The 17,366-nt window shown below is 67.2% G+C and carries 17 protein-coding genes; 11 read left to right on the top strand and 6 right to left on the bottom strand.

All coding sequences use genetic code 11. The annotated features are described in order from the left end of the window. Nucleotides 1-222 precede the first annotated feature (222 nt). A complete protein-coding gene (locus tag LCL87_RS01130) occupies nt 223-720 on the top strand; it encodes a hypothetical protein (protein WP_225015740.1) in 498 nt (165 codons plus the stop codon). A gap of 12 nt (nt 721-732) precedes the next feature. Here LCL87_RS01130 and LCL87_RS01125 read toward each other — a convergent pair whose 3' ends face one another. Next, a complete protein-coding gene (locus LCL87_RS01125) occupies nt 733-2,310 on the bottom strand; it encodes an FMN-binding glutamate synthase family protein (protein WP_225015737.1) in 1,578 nt (525 codons plus the stop codon). Nucleotides 2,311-2,407: 97 nt separating this feature from the next. On the opposite strand from LCL87_RS01125, the gene LCL87_RS01120 reads away from it, so the two are divergent. The 6 genes from LCL87_RS01120 (at nt 2,408) to ychF (ending at nt 7,422) form a co-directional block, all read left to right on the top strand. Further along, a complete protein-coding gene (locus LCL87_RS01120) occupies nt 2,408-2,839 on the top strand; it encodes a MarR family transcriptional regulator (RefSeq protein ID WP_225015736.1) in 432 nt (143 codons plus the stop codon). A 75-nt stretch (nt 2,840-2,914) separates the two neighbouring features. Then, nucleotides 2,915-3,370 carry a MarR family transcriptional regulator gene (locus tag LCL87_RS01115; RefSeq protein WP_225015734.1) on the top strand — a complete coding sequence of 152 codons (456 nt, stop codon included), beginning with the start codon at nt 2,915-2,917 and terminating at the stop codon, nt 3,368-3,370. 127 nt (nt 3,371-3,497) lie between these two features. After that, nucleotides 3,498-5,117, top strand: coding sequence for an MDR family MFS transporter (locus tag LCL87_RS01110; RefSeq protein ID WP_510850677.1), 1,620 nt, complete (start codon nt 3,498-3,500; stop codon nt 5,115-5,117). 83 nt (nt 5,118-5,200) lie between these two features. After that, the gene (locus tag LCL87_RS01105; RefSeq protein ID WP_225015730.1) at nt 5,201-5,788 is read left to right on the top strand and encodes a class I SAM-dependent methyltransferase; all 588 of its coding nucleotides are present in this window, start codon (nt 5,201-5,203) and stop codon (nt 5,786-5,788) included. A gap of 66 nt (nt 5,789-5,854) precedes the next feature. Then, a complete protein-coding gene (locus tag LCL87_RS01100) occupies nt 5,855-6,268 on the top strand; it encodes a CD225/dispanin family protein (protein WP_225015728.1) in 414 nt (137 codons plus the stop codon). A 74-nt stretch (nt 6,269-6,342) separates the two neighbouring features. Next, nucleotides 6,343-7,422 (top strand): redox-regulated ATPase YchF, encoded by a 1,080-nt coding sequence (gene ychF, locus LCL87_RS01095; RefSeq protein ID WP_225015726.1) that lies wholly within the window; start codon nt 6,343-6,345, stop codon nt 7,420-7,422. 140 nt (nt 7,423-7,562) lie between these two features. On the opposite strand, the gene LCL87_RS01090 is transcribed toward ychF, so the two are convergent. Continuing rightward, the gene (locus LCL87_RS01090) at nt 7,563-7,817 is read right to left on the bottom strand and encodes a hypothetical protein (RefSeq protein WP_225015718.1); all 255 of its coding nucleotides are present in this window, start codon (nt 7,815-7,817) and stop codon (nt 7,563-7,565) included. A gap of 148 nt (nt 7,818-7,965) precedes the next feature. Between LCL87_RS01090 and LCL87_RS01085 the strand changes: the two genes are divergently transcribed. Beyond that, nucleotides 7,966-8,970 carry a glycoside hydrolase family 43 protein gene (locus tag LCL87_RS01085; protein WP_225015716.1) on the top strand — a complete coding sequence of 335 codons (1,005 nt, stop codon included), beginning with the start codon at nt 7,966-7,968 and terminating at the stop codon, nt 8,968-8,970. Nucleotides 8,971-9,113: 143 nt separating this feature from the next. Here LCL87_RS01085 and LCL87_RS01080 read toward each other — a convergent pair whose 3' ends face one another. After that, complete coding sequence (locus LCL87_RS01080; RefSeq protein WP_225015707.1) at nt 9,114-9,977, bottom strand: hypothetical protein; 864 nt, start codon at nt 9,975-9,977, stop codon at nt 9,114-9,116. 1,183 nt (nt 9,978-11,160) lie between these two features. On the opposite strand from LCL87_RS01080, the gene LCL87_RS01075 reads away from it, so the two are divergent. Both LCL87_RS01075 and LCL87_RS01070 read left to right on the top strand, forming a co-directional pair. Continuing rightward, nucleotides 11,161-12,048, top strand: coding sequence for an AurF N-oxygenase family protein (locus LCL87_RS01075; protein WP_225015705.1), 888 nt, complete (start codon nt 11,161-11,163; stop codon nt 12,046-12,048). 12 nt (nt 12,049-12,060) lie between these two features. Continuing rightward, on the top strand, nt 12,061-13,449 hold the full coding sequence (locus LCL87_RS01070; protein ID WP_225015703.1) for an FAD-dependent oxidoreductase: 1,389 nt from the start codon (nt 12,061-12,063) through the stop codon (nt 13,447-13,449). 46 nt (nt 13,450-13,495) lie between these two features. On the opposite strand, the gene LCL87_RS01065 is transcribed toward LCL87_RS01070, so the two are convergent. Continuing rightward, nucleotides 13,496-13,999: an Rv1352/Rv1906c domain-containing protein gene (locus tag LCL87_RS01065; RefSeq protein WP_225015701.1), complete on the bottom strand. Its 504-nt coding sequence runs from the start codon at nt 13,997-13,999 to the stop codon at nt 13,496-13,498. A gap of 216 nt (nt 14,000-14,215) precedes the next feature. Then, nucleotides 14,216-15,175 (bottom strand): pseudouridine synthase, encoded by a 960-nt coding sequence (locus tag LCL87_RS01060; protein ID WP_225015800.1) that lies wholly within the window; start codon nt 15,173-15,175, stop codon nt 14,216-14,218. Between the two features lie 118 nt (nt 15,176-15,293). Between LCL87_RS01060 and LCL87_RS01055 the strand changes: the two genes are divergently transcribed. Next, complete coding sequence (locus LCL87_RS01055) at nt 15,294-15,905, top strand: AAA family ATPase (RefSeq protein WP_225015699.1); 612 nt, start codon at nt 15,294-15,296, stop codon at nt 15,903-15,905. Here LCL87_RS01055 and LCL87_RS01050 read toward each other — a convergent pair. Continuing rightward, nucleotides 15,854-17,290: a hypothetical protein gene (locus LCL87_RS01050; protein ID WP_225015696.1), complete on the bottom strand. Its 1,437-nt coding sequence runs from the start codon at nt 17,288-17,290 to the stop codon at nt 15,854-15,856. The two genes, LCL87_RS01055 and LCL87_RS01050, sit on opposite strands and share 52 nt — an antisense overlap. Nucleotides 17,291-17,366: the final 76 nt, after the last annotated feature.

The raw sequence follows: 17,366 nt of genomic DNA, 5'->3' as shown, positions 1-17,366 counted from the left end.
GCGCCGATCACCTCGCCGCGGTCCCGCAGACGCGCACGCGTGTTGGAATCGTCGGTCTTCTTCACGCTCACAGGGCGAGGGTCCTTCCGGCAGGCTGATGCGGTCGTCGTCGAATCTACGCATTTCTCGCGCACTTCTCCGAGGAAGGCGCGAGTAATCGATCCGGTCACGGCCCGGTTAAAGCCGACATTCGGCGTCCGCGGCGTCCGTAGTATCCGGCGCATGACGAGAATCAACGGGAGACTCACCGCAGCAATCGTCACAGCAACGGCCGTCGTGCTCGCGCTCGGAGCGTGCTCGAACGACAACGGCACCTCCGAGGAAACCAAGGAGAGGATCAGTTCGGCGGTCACGTCCACGCCGGAGACCGGCCCGGGGGAGGCCTTGAAGTCGAGCGTCCAGTCCACGGCGTCGGGGATCGTGTCGAGCATCCAGGCGACGGCGTCGAGTGCGGTGTCCGGGATCGGCGGGGCGTGGGACAACGCCAAGCTGACGGCCTTCGTCGCAACCTTCCGGACCGCGTACCCCAACCTGTCGAGCGACCGCGACGACGAGTCGATCGAGTCGATCGTCAAGGAGACGTGCACGGCGAAGGAGTCGGGCGCGAGCGACGAGGAGTTGACCGCGAAGGTCAAGGAGACCGCGACCAACGACGGCACGGTTCCGACCGACGACCAGGTCGACCGGATCCTGCAGTTGGTGCGGCCGGCCTGCCCGTAGCGGGCGGCGCGGTCAGAATCTGGCGGGGTCGGCCGCGGCCCAGTCGCGTCGCCACGACTCGCGGGCGTGGTCGAGCAGTTCCTTGGGCTCGAGCCAGTCGTAGAGCTCGGCGTACGTGCGGGTGGTGACGCCGTCGACCCGGCGGTGCAGCATCGACGGGTGCAGGTCGTCGAAGCCGTCGAGGCCCATCGACGCGACCATCTGCGCCGCGCTGGCGACGGTCGCCTTCTGGAACCGGTACACGCGCGCGCTCTTGTCGGGCACGTCGAGCGCCCGCGCGCGCCGCGGATCCTGGGTGGCCACCCCGACCGGGCAGCGGTTGGTGTGACACTGCTGAGCCTGGATGCAGCCGACCGCGAACATCATCGCGCGGGCGGCGAGCGTGAAGTCTGCGCCCTGGATGACCCGCTTGACGATGTCCGCCCCGCTGGCCACCTTGCCGGATGCGCCGATCTTGATGCGGTCGCGCAGTCCGGTGCCGACGAGTGCGTTGTGGACCGTCATCAGGCCCTCCGTGAGCGGCATGCCCATGTGGTCCTCGAACTCGACGGGCCCGGCGCCGGTGCCGCCCTCGGAGCCGTCGACGATGACGAAGTCGGGGGTGACGTCGCGCTCGCGCATCGCCTTGCAGATCGCGAGGAACTCGATGCGCGAGCCGACACACAGCTTGAACCCGACCGGTTTGCCGCCGGACAGCTCGCGCAACCGGGCGACGAAATCGACCAGTTCGTACGGGGTGCCGAACGCGGTGTGGGCGGGCGGTGAGATCACCGTCTGCCCGATCGGCACGCCGCGCGCCTCGGCGATCTCGGCCGTCACCTTGGCGCCGGGCAAGACGCCGCCGAGGCCCGGCTTGGCGCCCTGGGACAGCTTGATGGAGATCGCCTTGACCTGGTCGTCGGACGCCCGGGCCGCGAATCGGTCGGGGTCGAACTCGCCGTCCGGGGTGCGGCAGCCGAAGTAGCCGGACGCGATCTCCCAGATGAGGTCGCCGCCGTGCTTGCGGTGGTGGCGGCTGATGCTGCCCTCGCCGGTGTCGTGGGCGAAGCCGCCCCGCGCGGCGCCGGCGTTGAGTGCCTCGATCGCGTTCGCGGACAGCGCCCCGAAGCTCATCGCGGAGACGTTGAGCAGCGCGATGTCGTAGGGGCGGGTGCAGTCCGGCCCGCCCAGCCGGACGGTGGGCGCGGCCGTCGGGGCGGTGCGGGCGCGCAGCGAGTGCGTCACGAACTCGTAGCCGATCGCGTGGACGTCGCGTTCGGTGCCGAACGGCTCGTCGTCCTTCGTGCCTTTCGCCCGCTCGTACACCAGGTCTCGGGTCTCGCGATCGAACGGTGTTCCGTCGGTGGGCGATTCGATGAAGTACTGCTGGATCTCCGGGCGGATGCCCTCGAGGACGAACCGCGCGTGCCCGAGGATCGGATAGTTGCGCAGGATGTTGTGGCGGCGCTGCAACAGATCTCGGGTGCCGAGGCCGGCCAGCACGAGGACGGGAACCGCGGCGAACCACCACCCCCACGCCACTGTCACGGCCGCCGCCGTGGCGACGAGACCGACCAGCCAGACCGAGACGACAATCGACCAACGGACCATGCGGCGATGGTAGGCGGAGACGTCGGGCCGTACCCTGACGGGCATTGCGCGTCGGTGTGTCCGCCGACGCCGATCGAACAGAAGGGTGCGTGCGCGCATGGAGTCGGATCCGATCACCGACCTGGAGGCCGAACTGGTCGACATGTGGCGGCGAGGGCGGATCCAGTCACGCGAACGCGCCCGCCAGATCGATCCGAAGCTCGACCCGGCCTGCTACCCGCTCCTGGCGATCCTCGCCCGCACGGACGCGGCGCCGATGTCCGCGCTGGTGTGCGAACTCGGTCTGGAGAAGTCGACGTTGACGCGGCAGATCGATGCGTTGGTCCGGCTGGAGTTGGTGGAGCGCCGCCCCGACCCGCAGGACGCGCGGGCCCGCCTGGTGGTCCTCACCGACTCCGGTCGCGAGCGGCTCACTGCGCAGCGCCAGGCCGTCATCGCGCAGTGGCACGAGCGGCTGTCGCGGTGGGATCCGGCCGACGTCAAGCAGCTCACCACCCTGTTGCACCGCCTGGGGGAGAGCGCGGACTGAGCCTCTTCGATAATTAGTTGCGTGGTGCAACCATCTTGGAGTATGGTTGCACCACGCAACTAATTGGGAGGTGTCGTGGCCGAGGCGAACACGGCGGAGGTCCTGATCGGACTCCTTCGCGACGTCATCCGTCGCGGGCGTGAACTGAACGGGCATCTGGCGCGGGAGGCCGACGGCGAACTCCTCACCGAGCCCTTGGGCGCGCTGCTGTCGCTGGTCTCGTCGACCGAGGGCAGTCGCTGTAACGCGCTCGCCGACCGGATGCGGATCACCCCGTCGACGTTGAGTCGGCACATCACCCATGCGGAGGAGCTCGGGTACCTGACACGGGTTCCCGACCCCGCCGATCGTCGAGCCACGTTGCCGGCGTTGACCGACGCGGGGGACGCCGTCCTGGAGCGGTACCGGTCGCGCCAGCGCGAGTGGCTGCTCGACTCGATCTCCGATTGGACGGACGAGGAGGTGCAACAGCTCGTGGATGGGTTGTCGCACCTGAAGTCGTCGTTTCGGGCCAAGGTTTCGGCGCTCTGACGCCGAATCGTCAATTCATTTTCTACGTAATCGTTTTCGAGATCGTTCGAAGAATTCGTGAGGTTTCTGCATGAGTACATCCGTTACCCGGGACACCGGGAAGCCTGATCAGGCGGCGGACGCGCCGATGACCCATCCGCAGCGCATCCAGGCGCTGGTGGGTCTGCTCCTCGGCATGTTCGTCGCGTTCCTGTCGTCGACGATCGTCTCCAACGCGCTGCCGACGATCATCACCGATCTGCACGGCACTCAGGACCAGTACACGTGGGTCGTCACCGCGACGCTGCTGGCGTCCACCGCGACGACGCCGATCTGGGGCAAGTTCTCCGACATGGTCAGCAAGAAGATGCTGGTCCAGTTGGCGCTGGTGATCTTCACGGTCGGCTCGGTGCTCGCTGGCCTGTCGCAGTCGGTCCCCATGCTCATCGGCGCTCGCGCCGTCCAGGGTCTGGGCCTCGGTGGCCTGCAGGCGCTGGTCGTCATCGTCATCGCGACGATGTTCAGCCCGCGTGAGCGTGGCCGCTACCAGGGTCCGATGGCCGGCGTCATGTCGATCGCGACCGTCGCGGGCCCGCTGATCGGCGGACTCATCGTCGACACCAGCTGGCTGGGCTGGCGCTGGACGTTCTTCGTCGGCGTCCCGCTCGCGGTGATCGCACTGTTCGTCATCCAGCGCACCCTCAATCTTCCGGTCGTGCGCAAGAACGTCAGCATCGACTACATGGGCGCCCTGTTCATCGCGTCCGGTGTCAGCACGCTGCTGATCTGGGTGACGCTGGCGGGCAAGAACTTCGACTGGGCGTCGGGTGTCTCCTTCGGGCTCGTCGCACTCGGCGTGGCGCTGCTGGCGCTCGCGATCTTCACCGAGACCAAGGCCAAGGATCCGATCATCCCGCTGCGCCTGTTCAAGGACCGCACCACCGCGCTGGCGACCCTCGCGAGCGTCGCGGTCGGCATCGCCCTCTTCGGCGGCGCGGTGTTCCTGGGCCAGTACTTCCAGATCGCGCGCGGCTACTCGCCGACCGTTGCAGGCTTGCTGACGCTGCCGATGGTCATCGGTTCGATGGTGGCGTCCGCGGTCTCCGGCGCACTGATCACCAAGTTCGGTCGCTGGAAGGGCTTCATCCTCGGCGGCGCGATCATGATGACGGTCGGCTTCTTCCTGCTCTCGACGATGGATCACGCCACCAACATGGGTGTGCTCGGGGTCTTCCTGTTCATCCTCGGTGTCGGCATGGGTCTGACGATGCAGAACCTGGTGCTGGCGGTCCAGAACACCGTGAGCCCGGACGATCTGGGTTCGGCGAGCTCGGTTGTGTCGTTCTTCCGCTCGCTCGGCGGCGCGGCCGGCGTCTCCGTCCTCGGTGCGGTCCTGTCGAGCCACGTCGCCGACCTGACCACGAAGGGTCTGACGGCGGCCGGCGTGGACATGAGCCACGCGGGCGGTTCGGGTGCCGGACTGTCCAACCTCAACGAACTGCCGGGCCCGATCGCGGACATCGTCCGCGGCGCCTACGGCGACGCGACCGCACGGATCTTCCTGATCTCGGGCATCGTCTCGCTGCTCAGCCTGGCGGCGATCTTCTTCATCAAGGAGGTTGCGCTCCGCACCTTCAGCGCCGACGAGCAGCGTCGCGCCGAAGCGTCCGGTGAGGACATCGACGCCGAACTGGCGGAGATCGTCCAGGGCGATCCGGTCCTGGTGGATCCGGTGCCGGCGGAGCCGTCGGAGAAGACGCGCAGGTAGTGCAAGACACGAAGGCAGCGGGCCGGGTGGGCGTCGACGACGCGCACCCGGCCCGCTTTCGCGTTGCACCTATCGTGAACGGCATGGCCGACACTCGATGGCAGCGTGAACGATCCGCATCCGACTCCCGCGCGTACATCGCGCGCTTCGATCGGCTCGAGGCCGACGGGACCGACCTGCACGGTGAGGCGCGGGCGGTCGACGCGATGCTGCCGCGCGGCGCCCGAGTGCTCGACGCCGGTTGCGGCACAGGGCGACTCGGTGCCGAACTCGCCAACCGGGGACACCGCGTGACCGCCGTCGACCTGGATCCGGTGCTGGTCGCGGAGGCGCGCAAGAAGACCGCCCTCACCGTGCACGAGGCCGACCTCGCGACGCTGGACCTGCCGGGGGAGCGGTTCGACGCGGTCGTCGCGGCCGGCAACGTGCTCATCTTCGTCGCACGTGGCACCGAACGTCAGGTGCTGGGGCGCATAGCCCACCATCTCGTGCCGGGCGGCATCTTCGTCACCGGGTTCGCGACCGACTACGAGTACGCGGTCGACGAGTTCGACGCCGACCTCGCCGCCGTCGGCCTGGTGCGCGAGCACCGCTTCTCGACGTGGGACCTGCGACCGTGGCACGAAGGCGCCGGTTGGGCGGTCACGGTGGCCCGCAAACCTGACCTGTAACCGACGCGTCGGTTTGGGCTACGGTCTCTGCCGACAGAACGTTCGTCAGAACCCAGGGGGGACCCCATGTCCGAACCGACCTACAACGCCGGCCCGTCCGAGCAGTACGGCGCACCTGCCTACCCGCAGCAGGCGTACCCGTCGGCGCAGCAGTATCCGACCGCACCGGCCCCGGGCCAGTACGGCGGACAGCCGCAGCCGCCCGCGTCGAACGCCGGGTGGGCCGTGGCCTCGATCATCTTCTTCTGGCCGCTGGCGTTCGCCGCGTTCAACCACCTGCACTCGATCTTCCCGAAGTGGTCGATGGGCGACTACCAGGGCGCGCAGTACGCGTCGGAGCGGGTGAAGACGCTCGGCAAGATCGCGCTCGGCATCGGCATCGGACTGTTCGTGCTGTCCATCATCATGTGGTTCATCATGGTCGCGGCGTTCGCCGCCTCGGTGGACGACGCGGGTACGAGTACCACCTACCAGTGGTGAACGGTGGCGGTGGTCGGCGCCGGAGTGTGGCCGATCACCGCCATCGCCCGGTGACGCCGTAGAATCCCTATACCGTGAGCCTTACCCTCGGAATCGTCGGCCTCCCCAACGTCGGCAAGTCGACCCTTTTCAACGCGCTGACCAACAACGACGTGCTGGCCGCGAACTACCCGTTCGCCACCATCGAGCCCAACGTCGGCCTGGTGGAGCTGCCGGACGAGCGGCTGAAGAAGCTCGCCGAGATCTTCGGTTCCGAGCGCATTCTCCCGGCCACCGTGTCGTTCGTCGACATCGCCGGCATCGTCAAGGGTGCCTCCGAGGGCGCGGGCCTGGGCAACAAGTTCCTCGCCAACATCCGTGAGGCCGACGCCATCTGCCAGGTCGTCCGCGTTTTCGCCGACGACGACGTCGTGCACGTCGACGGTCGCGTCGATCCGGCGTCCGACATCGAGGTGATCGAGACCGAGCTCGTCATCGCGGACATGCAGACCTTGGAGAAGGCGCTCCCGCGCCTGGACAAGGAAGCGCGCAAGAACAAGGAACTCAAGGCGCAGCACGACGAGGCGCTCAAGGCTCAGGCGTTCCTCGACGAGGGCAAGACCCTGTTCAGCGTCAAGGACAAGCTCGACTTCTCGCTGCTGCGCGAGCTGAGCCTGCTCACCACCAAGCCGTTCCTGTACGTCTTCAACGCCGACGAGGCTGTCCTCACCGACGAGGCCAAGGTCGCCGAGCTGCGTGCCTCCGTCGCGCCCGCCGACGCCGTGTTCCTCGACGCAAAGGTCGAGCAGGAGCTGCTCGAGCTGGACGAGGAGGACCGCCAGGAGATGCTGGATTCCATCGGTCAGTCCGAGCCCGGCCTGCACGCCCTCGCGCGCGTCGGCTTCCACACCCTCGGCCTGCAGACCTACCTGACCGCTGGGCCGAAGGAATCGCGCGCCTGGACGATCCACAAGGGCGACACCGCCCCGCAGGCCGCCGGCGTCATTCACACCGACTTCGAGCGCGGCTTCATCAAGGCCGAGATCGTCTCCTTCGACGACCTCGTCGAGGCCGGTTCCATGAACGCCGCCAAGGCCGCCGGCAAGGTGCGCATGGAGGGCAAGGAATACATCATGCAGGACGGCGACGTCGTGGAGTTCCGCTTCAACGTCTAGAGGCCCTGTTCAGAGGGCTAATTTTGGCCCTCGGTACGCAGCAGAACCCGCAGAGGCTCGGAACATCTCGTCCGCAGCCCTGCGGGTTCTGTCGTTCCTGGGTGCCGAAACGGATGGTCGTCTCGAGGTAGCCGAGGTGGTCAGGACCGGACGCGTCGGTAGGCCCGGAGGGCAGCCAGCAGGGCGACCGCCGACAGCAGATCTGCCGCGGTGAGCCCGTGGCTCGGCGTGACCACCAACAATACCGGGCCTTCGACCGGGCCGTTCACGGGGAGCCACGCGGCGGCCGCGACCAGGGCTGTCGTGGCGGACAGCGCAGACGGGCTCGTCAGGCACCAGAAAGTGGCTGCCGACAGCAGGACCAGCCACACCAGTGGGAGGAATAGTTCCGGCACGGGTTCATCATGCATCGGTTGCCGGAGCGGCCCGAAGGCAGCGCGAGCTTGTCGATCGCGACAACTCGTCGACGGGCGTCGTCATCGCTTCGTCGGTAACGATCTGCCAATCCCTGTGGCGGAAGCCGGGCGTGGTGCGACTGCCGTCATGGATGCTGCAGAGGTGACGCTCGCCAAGCGAAGCCTTCTCGCCGTACCGATGGTGATGCTCTGTGTCGCAGGCCTGTTGGTCGCGGCGTCCGGGGCCGGTGGGGCCGCACCGCCGTCGGGATGGCGATACACGATGGTGGCGTTCAGCAACACCAGCGGTCAGGACATGGATGTGTTCGAATCCGGGGACGGCTCCCAGTTCCAGCTGGTCCGACCTTCGGCGTATCGGCCCCCGTCCGGTCTTGTGCGCGATCCGAGCATCTTTCGGAACACGGACGGGCTGTACTACATCACGTACACGAACGGCGGCGGGGCGAGCATCGGCTTCGCGCGCAGCAATGACCGCGTCAACTGGACGCACATTGGCGACCTCCCGGTCCCGTTCTGCTGCGCCTTGATGCCGGGGACAGGCGACGGCACGGGTTCGGCGATCCTGCAGGGCTCCTCGGACTTCTTGGGCTCCTCGGGGTCGGCAGGTTCGGCCGACGGGCCCTCGCTGTCACCTTTCACCACGAAAGCCTGGGCGCCCGAATGGTTCGTGGAGGGCGACCGCGTGAACGTCATCCTGTCGATGTCGACAGGTGGGGGATTCGTGCCGTATCTGATGACGGCGCTGGAACCCTCTCTCCGACAGTGGAGTCTGCCCGTTCCGCTCGCCGGCATCGGAGCCGACCACATCGACACCACCGTGGTCAAAGTGGGATCGACCTACCATGCGTTCACCAAGAACGAGGCGGCGAAGGTCGTCGAGCATGCGGTCGCCCCGTCGGTGACCGGTCCCTACACCTTCGTCCCGCCCGGAAACTGGGGCACGCTGGTGGAGGGGCCCTCCGTCGTCCAGTTGCCCGACGGGGCCTGGCGGATCTACCTCGACGCGTACACCGAAGGAAAGTACTTCTACTCCGACAGCACGGATGGGCTGAGTACCTGGTCGCCGGTGCAAGAGCTCCCCGGCCTTTCGGGGGAGGTGCGCCACTTCGGGGTGATCCGAGAGCCGGCATAGTCAGCGGTCCAACCGAGCTGGGGCCGTGGCGCCAGCTCGGGAACGACTCGGCCGCCGCAGCATCCTTATCGTGAGGATGCTGCGACGACCGTGGGATTCCCGCCGATCATCGGGCAGGGTCCGAGCGTCCTGCCTGCTTCAGATCAGGAGCCGAGCGAACCCGTGTCCAGTGAACCGGTGCTGAGCGAGCCGAAGAGGTCGAGCGAGCCCAGCGACCCGAGCGAGCCCGTCGACTCCTCGGCCGGAGGCTCCGGATCGTTCTTGGCGAAGTTGGTGGTGCAGCCGTTGAACTTCACGGCGTCGACCAGCGTCGAGGTGGCCGGGAGGCCGCGTCCGATGCTCACGCCGTAGTGGTCGACGACCGCATTCGGGTTGGCCGCCGCAATCTCGGTGAGCGGCACGAGTGCGCGGCCGGTTGCTCCCGCGATGTTCGAAGTGCTCCACCACTTTCCGTTCTGCAGGTTGGCATGAACGCCGCCCTCGGAGGTATTGGCCGCGTTCTCGTCCGGCACCCAGACCAGGGTGGTGAAACCGTTGTCCGGGAACTTCTCGTTCTCGAATGTGCCGGTCAGCCGCAGCTGGAAGGAAGCGGTCGGATTCTCGGCCAACTCCGAGAAGCCGATCTCCTTCTTGATGGCGTCGGACAGTTTGATGCCGCCGGCCTCGCGGTAGCTGACCGACCTGTTGGCAGTGCTCTCGACCTCGAGCTTCAGGGCGCCGTCGGTGTCGAGCACATTCTCGGCGGTGTAGTAGGCGACCTGTCGCTTCTCGTCCTCGAACGGGATACCCCACCCGTTGGGGGTGTTCTCGGTCGAAAGCTGCTCGCAAGCAACTCCTTCCGAAACCTCGCTCGAACCGAGCGAGCCTGCGGATCCGGTCGATGCGTCGCTCGAGCCGAGTGAGCCGAGGGATCCGGTCGGCTCGGCTCCGGCGAGCGCGGGCACGACGAGCGCGGCGGCGCTGATGATCGCAGCGGCCGAGCCGATGCGGAATGCGTTCTTGGACATACTTCACTCACCTCGTTGGGAGTCGCGGACACGGTTCGACGTCGGGGCGGGAATGTGGAAGTCCCGCCTCGATGTCTTCAAGTCATTACAAGCGTCTGCACTGTCGCAACAGCCGACGCAACCCCCTGTGGCCCCCATAAGTCACAGGCGTCGTTCTCTGCTCATGTCGATGAACAGTCGAGCGACCGTCCCGACGGTAGACAATCAACCGACAGATATCAAGGAGACTGGTCGGTCTTTATAAACTCGTTGGATTGGGCTCGGTGTGTAGATGTAGCACGGGGGCGCGCGGGGATCGGGAAGAAAGGGCTGCTCTGGAGCATGTTTCCTACTTTCGGAGGAGGTGATCTCCTGCCTTCGTAGGAGCTGCGTCGATCGGGTCGCCCGGTGGTTTCTGGGCAGTCGCCCGTCGCCAGAGGCGGTCACGCCGACGGGGGTGCTTCGGGGCGGGTCGAAACCAGGGGTGCGCGGAGGGCGGCGCGGGTGCGTGACGCCCGGCGAGGTGTGGCGTGAAGGTGCCGGGACTGATGGGTGGGGTGAACGCGAGTCCGGTTGCTGTGCAGTCGGTTTCGCCGATGGCTGCTAGCGGGTCGGCGGCCGGGCCGCGCAGCTGCGGAGAATCGAGTGTTTGGGTCTCGAGCTTGCCGGAACATGTTCGGGCCCATGATATCTGGAGAATTCGGAGTGTCTCGACGTGGCTCTCCGCGACGACGGCGTCAGGCATGCTGCGCGGCGCTGTTGAATGCGGCCGATGTCGGCGCCGGTGATCAGGCCGCCGCTGGGGCGCGCCTCGTTCAAGATCGCATCGGGATCCTCGAGCTGATCCCTGGTTACCGTCAAGTGCTCGTAAAGCTCGAAACGACGTGCCGCGACAGGTGCCGGTGCATCGGGCCACCTGCTCGCGTTCCGCCCCAGCTTCTGGATCCACTGGTCAGAGGTTTGATCAACGCCGTTGCTCGCAGTGCGCTCGCCGTTCTCTCGTCTGCATCGGCCAGGCATGCCCTCGATCGGTGTGATTCGGGTTACGCTCTGCCGGCATGATGTCGACAGCGAACCGCTGTCGATGTTCGAGGCGCCGCTCCGTCGCGACAGCACCCCGAACGTGTGGTTCCATGCCCGTACGAGTGGAAGCTCGGGCACCCCCGTGTCCACAGCGGCACGGTGATCGGAGGAGTAGGGCACGATGGCAGGTTCCGAAAGCGACGCAATTTTCGAGACCCTTTTGGAATCTGCCAGGCGGTTGTCGTTCGATTCGCGAAGTCCTCTGGTCTACCAGTCCGAACCCGGCGACGACGAACGCCACGGTATGACACCGCAGTGGTCGCCCCTTTACGGAACCCCGTTGTGGGACGGTATGTCCGAGTCGGAGCGGGTCCGGCTCACCAGGTGCGAGGTCGCGCATTTCCTGGGCATCGGCATCTGGCTCGAAGTGGGCCTGCAGGTGGCTCTGCTGAGGGCGAGCCACAGCGCGGATCCGGCACGACCGGACGTCAAGTTCCTCCTCAACGAATGCGCGGACGAGAACCTGCACTCGTTGATGTTCGCCAATGCCGTCGAGAGCATCGGGTCCCACTTCTATCCGCGCGACCGCTCGGTGGACTTCTTCGGCTGGGTGTTCCGCCACATCGCTTGGGACGAAGTCGCATACGGAATCGTCCTCGCCGGCGAGGAGGTCTTCGACGTCATGCAACGCGACTGGATGAACAGCGACGACGTCGCCGCACCCATCCGCCGGTCCGCCTACATTCACGTCGTCGAAGAGTCCCGGCACATGGCGTTCGCGCGTCGGAAGATCCGTGATCTCCTGGTCGGACGCTCCCGCTTCAGGCGATTCGTCAGCACCCTGACCATCGCGGCCGGCATGCACCTCATCGCGAGGAGCCTGATCAATCGCCGGGTGTACGACGATCTCGGCCTCGACTGGGACGTCGTGAAGGCGAACATCGATGGGAACGAACATCATCGGATGATGTTCCGGAGGGCCGCCGAGCCGTTCATCGAATTCATGAGCAAGGAAGGACTGCTCAATCCCGGCGCCCGATGGGTCTACCGAAAGTCGAACCTTCTCTGACTAGGAGTCGTCGTGGCCCATGTCATCCTGGGACATTGCTGCAAGGACGCCTCGTGTGTGCGGGTGTGCCCACAGAACTGCATCCATCCCGCCCCCGGCGAGGACGGCTTCATGTCCTCCGAGACGCTCTACATCGACCCCGATTCGTGTATCGACTGCACCGCGTGCGTCGAGGCCTGCCCGGCCTCGGCCATCAAACCCGAGCACGCACTGACCTCGACCGAACTCCCGTACGCCGCGCGTAACCGTGAGTTCTTCGCGCAGGTACCCGCGGCGCCGCGCACCCGGCCGCGCGCAGTCTTCGAGTTGCCGCTGGCCCGCCCCACTGACCGACGCGAGATCGCCGTGGTGGGGGCGGGTGCGGCCGCGATGTACACCGTTCGCGAGCTCCTGCAGCGGTCGTCGTCGATCCGCGTCACCGTCTACGAGCAGCACGACACGATCGGGGGACTGCTGCACCGAGGCGTGTCCCAGGACCACGTCGGCGTGCGCGAGATGATCCGGCTGTTCGATGTGCCCTTCGGCGACGACCGCGTCACGGTTGTTCCCGAAACCGAAGTCGGCGTGGATATCTCGATTGACGAGCTGCGAACGAGATTCGATGCCGTGATCCTCGCCTGCGGAGCCTCGCAGCCTCGCCGGATCGCGTCCACCGGTGCCGGTGACGAGATCCGTCAGGCCATCGACATCCTGGTCGCGGAGAACTGCGGCACCTTCCCGCCGCCCGCGCCCGCCGGACCACGGTGCGTCGTGATCGGCGCGGGCAACGTTGCCTTCGATGTCGTCCGGTGGGCCGCGAAGACCCGCGACCGGGTGCCCGCGAGTGAACAACTCCGCGAACTTGTGATCCTGTCGCGGTCGGCCGCGGACGGCGCCGCCTTCACGCCCTCGGCGTTCTACGAGCTTCTCGACCTCGACCACACCGAGGTGCTGATCGATCGCGCCGGCAGCGCACCCAGCGCCGCCGCGGACAGCCCGCTGCTGCGTGCGTTGTCGCGTCTGCCCGCCACCGATGTCGGCGGGGTGCCCCCCGCTCCGGCCGGTGCAGTGGGACCCCTGCGCATCGTCCTGTCGTTCGGGCAGGAGGTAGCAGGCCTCGCTGCGACCGACCGGGGTGTCGTCGCGGTCACCACGACCGCCGGCCGGACCTTCCACACGAACTCTGCGATCTGTGCCACCGGATTCACCACCAAACCGATCGACGGAGTCCCGCTGGGCGCCCGCGGCGTCGTGCCGAACCTTGGCGGACAGGTGATCTCCCACGAGACCGGAGAACCGCTCGAGGGGCTGTACGTGGTCGGCTGGGCGAAGCGAGGCGCGTCCGGTGGTGTCGGTGACAACCGAGGCTGCGCGGCCGAGACCGTGACACAACTCGCCGCGGATTTCCGTTCACGGGTGTGACGTCGGGTCGAAGCCCGCCGCATGCGCGACGGGCCGGTTGCCGAGATCAGGAGCCGGGCGACTCGTTCGCGAGTGATCCGTTGACGATGGAACCGGTGGCGAGGGAACCGCCGAGCGACCCTGCTGCGGAACCGACCTCGAGCGATCCGACCAGGCCATCCGTCAGGGAGCCGAAGTCGAGTGAGCCGAACAGCGAATGGAGGAAGCCGCCGTCCAGCTGGGTCTCGCGCGTCCACTCACCGCACCCGGAGGTGATGAACACGTCGTCGGTGTCCTCGATCTTCACCGTGGTCGGGCCCTTGGTCATACCGGATGCGATCGGTTCCATACGGAGCGTTTTCATCGTTCCGCGTACCCAGGTGCAGGTTTGGTCTCCGTCGACGAGTGCACCTTCGGTGGTGTAGATGCCGGGCCGGATGTCGGTGTTCACGTAGTAGAACCCGGTCCCCGCAGGGATGGTCTTGGATGCTGCGGAGGCGATTCCGCTGCCGCCGAGGACGATTCCTACCGATGCTGCTGCGACTACGCCGGCAGCGATGGACTTGCGCATTCCGTTTTCTCCCTGAGGTTCCGTGGGGGGTCCCGGCGACTGTAGTGGGCAGTGTCGACCTATCGGGCAGTTTTGAGGGGTGATTCTGCGGGTGCACGGTGCGCGTGTTCACGTGCACGGAGTGAAGACATGCCCGACGACGCTCGCCGAACGGTGCGCCGCGGGTCACGGTGTCGCCGGCGGCCTCGAGTGCACGTGGCCAGGCAGTGCCGCGTGTCAGAGCTCCGCTTCGGGCGCCTCGCTCAGCGTCCGCTCGGTGACGAAGCGCCGCCGTGCACCCGACAGTGGATCGGTGAATTCCAGTTCCCGCGCGAGCAATTGGAGTGGGAGGGCGTGGTCGTCCGGTGCCTCGGACAGCAGGTCGGGATACCAACTGTCGCCGAGGATCCCGACGCCGAGTGCCGACAGGTGTACCCGCAGCTGGTGCATCCGTCCGGTGTGCGGGCGCAGGATCGTGTGCAGCACAGCGCGTCCGGAGGCGCTCATCCCGGTGCCCCGGACCTCGATCAGCGTCTCGGAGTTGGGTTCGCGGGACTCGTCGACGACGACCCGCAGCTCACCGCGTCGGGCCTCGATGTGGTTGCGGTACACCACGGGAACGGCGTGACCGGCCAGCGCCGGTGCGTCCGGGTTCCACTCGGCCGGTAGTGCCGACACCGCCTCGTAGACCTTGGCGACCCGACGCTTCTCGAACAGCGACTGGTAGGCGCCGCGCGTCGCGGGACGAGCCGAGAACATCACCAGGCCGGCGGTCGCACGGTCGAGCCGATGGATCGGCGTCAGATCGGGGTTGTCGAGCCGGGTCCGCAATCGGACGAGCGCGGACTCCCGCAGATAGCGCCCGCCCGGGGTGGTCGGCAGGAAGTGCGGCTTGTCGATCACGACGAGGTCGTCGTCGACGTGCAGAATCTCCTCCCGGAACGGAATCGGTTCCTCGACCGGCAGGTCGCGGTAGTACCAGACGAACACCTGGTCGCCGAGCGCCGTGTCGCGGCCGATCGGGCCGCCGTCGGCGCCCACGATCTCGCCGGCGTCGAATCGTCGGTACAGGTCGTCCGCGTCCAGGTGGTCGAATCTCGTGATCACGTACTCGGCGATCGTCGCCCACGGACCGGACGTCGGGACCCGCAGTCGCGTCGGCCCGACCCCGTCTCGGACGGGCAGCGGTGAAGGCATCGGCACCAGGCCATCATCCCACCGACGTCGGCGCGGTCGCGACGAGGCGATTTCCGACCGAGGTCGGATGCCGAATAATGGCAAGACAGGCCGACGAATGCCGAGCTACGGTGGGCCCGTGAATGCGGACTCGGCTCCCGGTCGGATCGTCATCGTGACGGGTCCGCCCGGTGCTGGCAAGAGCGCTGTGTCACGGCGGCTCGCCAGGCAATACCCCAAGGCCGTGCACCTCCACACGGATGATTTCTGGCACGCCATCGTCAGCGGCGGCGTACCGCCGTACCTGGTGGAGGCGGACGAGCAGAACCAGACGGTGCTGGGTGTCATCGCCGCCGCGGCCGAGGGATACGCGCGGGGCGGATTCACCACGATCGTCGACGGAATCGTCGGCCCGTGGATGCTCGGCCATTTCACCCCGGGAGGGAGCGACGACGTGCACGCCACGCGCCACTACGTCGTCCTTCGGCCGGATCAGGCCACGACGATCGCGCGCGCGATGGCGCGAACGGGGCCGGACGCGCTCACCGATCCGGCCCCGATCACGCAGATGTGGCGCCAGTTCGCGGACCTCGGCGTCCTCGAGAAGCACGCCCTCGATACCGGCGGCCTCGACGTGGACGCGACGGTGGCGCGGGTCGCGGCGGCGGTCGATTCCGCGGACTTCGTACTCTCGGTGCGTCAGCTCAGCGCGAGCCGAAACACCCCGTCGGTTGCGGCGTCGGAGAAGTAGAGTGTCTTGCCGTCCGGCGTGATCGTGAGGCCGGTGAGTCCGCTCTTTCCGGTTTCGAGGACTCGCAGCTGCTTTCCGCTCCAGTCGAACTCGACGATGCGGCCGGACGCGTTGTCCGCGACGAACCACGAATCCGCGCCCGCGGCCAGGCCGGCCGGGCGCTCGACTGCGCCCGCAGGGCTGGCGTCCTCGCGGGTCGCGTTCCACACGTACGAGTACTCGGACAGCGTCTCCATCGGGCGGATCCACTTGTCCCCGGCCGCGGCGATGGCGGCGTGGTTGCCGCGTCGCTCGACCCATGCATCGACGGTGACAGGATCGTCCCCGTCGCCGGGGCCGTTCTCGATGTGGCTCCAGTCGATGACGCCGGGCCCGTGCTCACCGTGGCTCGCGGGGGAGTCGTTCCAGTTCTCGACCATCACCTCGGTGGTTCCGCTGTCGGGCTGAAACCGTCGAACCACACCGGCACCGGTGTCGGAGTAGTACACCCAGCCGTCGTGCTCGAACATGCCGCTGGGCACGTCGTCCACCCGCTGGTACGGCAGATCGATGTAGCGCTTGGTGGTGCCGTCGCCGTGGAAGCCGTTGCCCTCCTGGTGGTCCCGGTTGAAGTCGACGCGCGCCACGTGGCCGGGGCCCTGGCACTCGTTGGCCGCGTCGTGCACGCCGCAGCCGTCGAGGATGAAGAACGCGTTGACCTCGTCGTGCAGGATGCCGGTGCCGAGCGGGTTGCCGTGCAGCATGTCGAGGTGACTGCCCTGGCGGGGCCACACGCAGCGCGCGGTCGCGTCGGACCAGTACTCGGACGGGCACTGGTTCTGCGGGGTGTCGTCCGGCGGATCGTGGCTGATGCCCGGTTGCGGCCAGTCCGCCATGTAGGGCTTGCTCTGGCCGGCGAGTGCGAAGGTGCTGGTGGAAAACAACGTCGGGCCCATGAAGTTGTTGCCCTTGAAGTGGGCTTCGCGCTCGGGATTGAGCTTGAACTCCATCCCGCGCACCTCGTTGTTCGAGTTGTTCGACACCGCGAAGTATCCGCCGTCGTCGGTGAAGGCGATGCCCGAGGGCCGTGCCGTGAAGTGCTCGCCGTAGCTGTCCTGCATCATCTTGGCCGAGCCTGCGACCGCGGTGTCGATCACGGTGACGGAGTCGTTGCCGGCATTGGTGACCCACAGTTCGGTGCTGTCCGGTCGGATCGCCAGCGCGGTCGGTGAATCCAGCGCCTCCCCGGTCACGACCGTCTCGACTGCGGCGTCGGACGGTCCCGTCGCGTCGGCCTCCGGTGACGAACAACCGGACAGCGCGAGCGCCGCCGCTGCCGACAGTGCCGCCGCCGCAATCACCGAGCGACGCGGTCCACGGCCGAGCAGGCCGAACCGACGATTCATTTCGTTCCTCTTCAATCCGCTCGGTAGGCCGACGTGCGCGTCACGACAGCCCGAGCGGCGGTCATTCTGGCATACG

Source organism: Prescottella equi (genome assembly GCF_020171745.1).
GTDB classification, from domain to species: domain Bacteria; phylum Actinomycetota; class Actinomycetes; order Mycobacteriales; family Mycobacteriaceae; genus Prescottella; species Prescottella equi_A.
This window is presented reverse-complemented; position numbering and strand designations above follow the sequence as displayed.

Coding starts and splice junctions, on each gene's coding strand:
- LCL87_RS01105 (WP_225015730.1), top strand. CDS start 5,201: ATGGCCGACACTCGATGGCAGCGTGAACGATCCGCATCCGACTCCCGC.
- LCL87_RS01060 (WP_225015800.1), bottom strand. CDS start 15,175: ATGCCTTCACCGCTGCCCGTCCGAGACGGGGTCGGGCCGACGCGACTG.
- LCL87_RS01075 (WP_225015705.1), top strand. CDS start 11,161: ATGGCAGGTTCCGAAAGCGACGCAATTTTCGAGACCCTTTTGGAATCT.
- LCL87_RS01110 (WP_510850677.1), top strand. CDS start 3,498: ATGACCCATCCGCAGCGCATCCAGGCGCTGGTGGGTCTGCTCCTCGGC.
- LCL87_RS01120 (WP_225015736.1), top strand. CDS start 2,408: ATGGAGTCGGATCCGATCACCGACCTGGAGGCCGAACTGGTCGACATG.
- LCL87_RS01080 (WP_225015707.1), bottom strand. CDS start 9,977: ATGTCCAAGAACGCATTCCGCATCGGCTCGGCCGCTGCGATCATCAGC.
- LCL87_RS01130 (WP_225015740.1), top strand. CDS start 223: ATGACGAGAATCAACGGGAGACTCACCGCAGCAATCGTCACAGCAACG.
- LCL87_RS01065 (WP_225015701.1), bottom strand. CDS start 13,999: ATGCGCAAGTCCATCGCTGCCGGCGTAGTCGCAGCAGCATCGGTAGGA.
- LCL87_RS01100 (WP_225015728.1), top strand. CDS start 5,855: ATGTCCGAACCGACCTACAACGCCGGCCCGTCCGAGCAGTACGGCGCA.
- LCL87_RS01085 (WP_225015716.1), top strand. CDS start 7,966: ATGGATGCTGCAGAGGTGACGCTCGCCAAGCGAAGCCTTCTCGCCGTA.
- LCL87_RS01050 (WP_225015696.1), bottom strand. CDS start 17,290: ATGAATCGTCGGTTCGGCCTGCTCGGCCGTGGACCGCGTCGCTCGGTG.
- LCL87_RS01125 (WP_225015737.1), bottom strand. CDS start 2,310: ATGGTCCGTTGGTCGATTGTCGTCTCGGTCTGGCTGGTCGGTCTCGTC.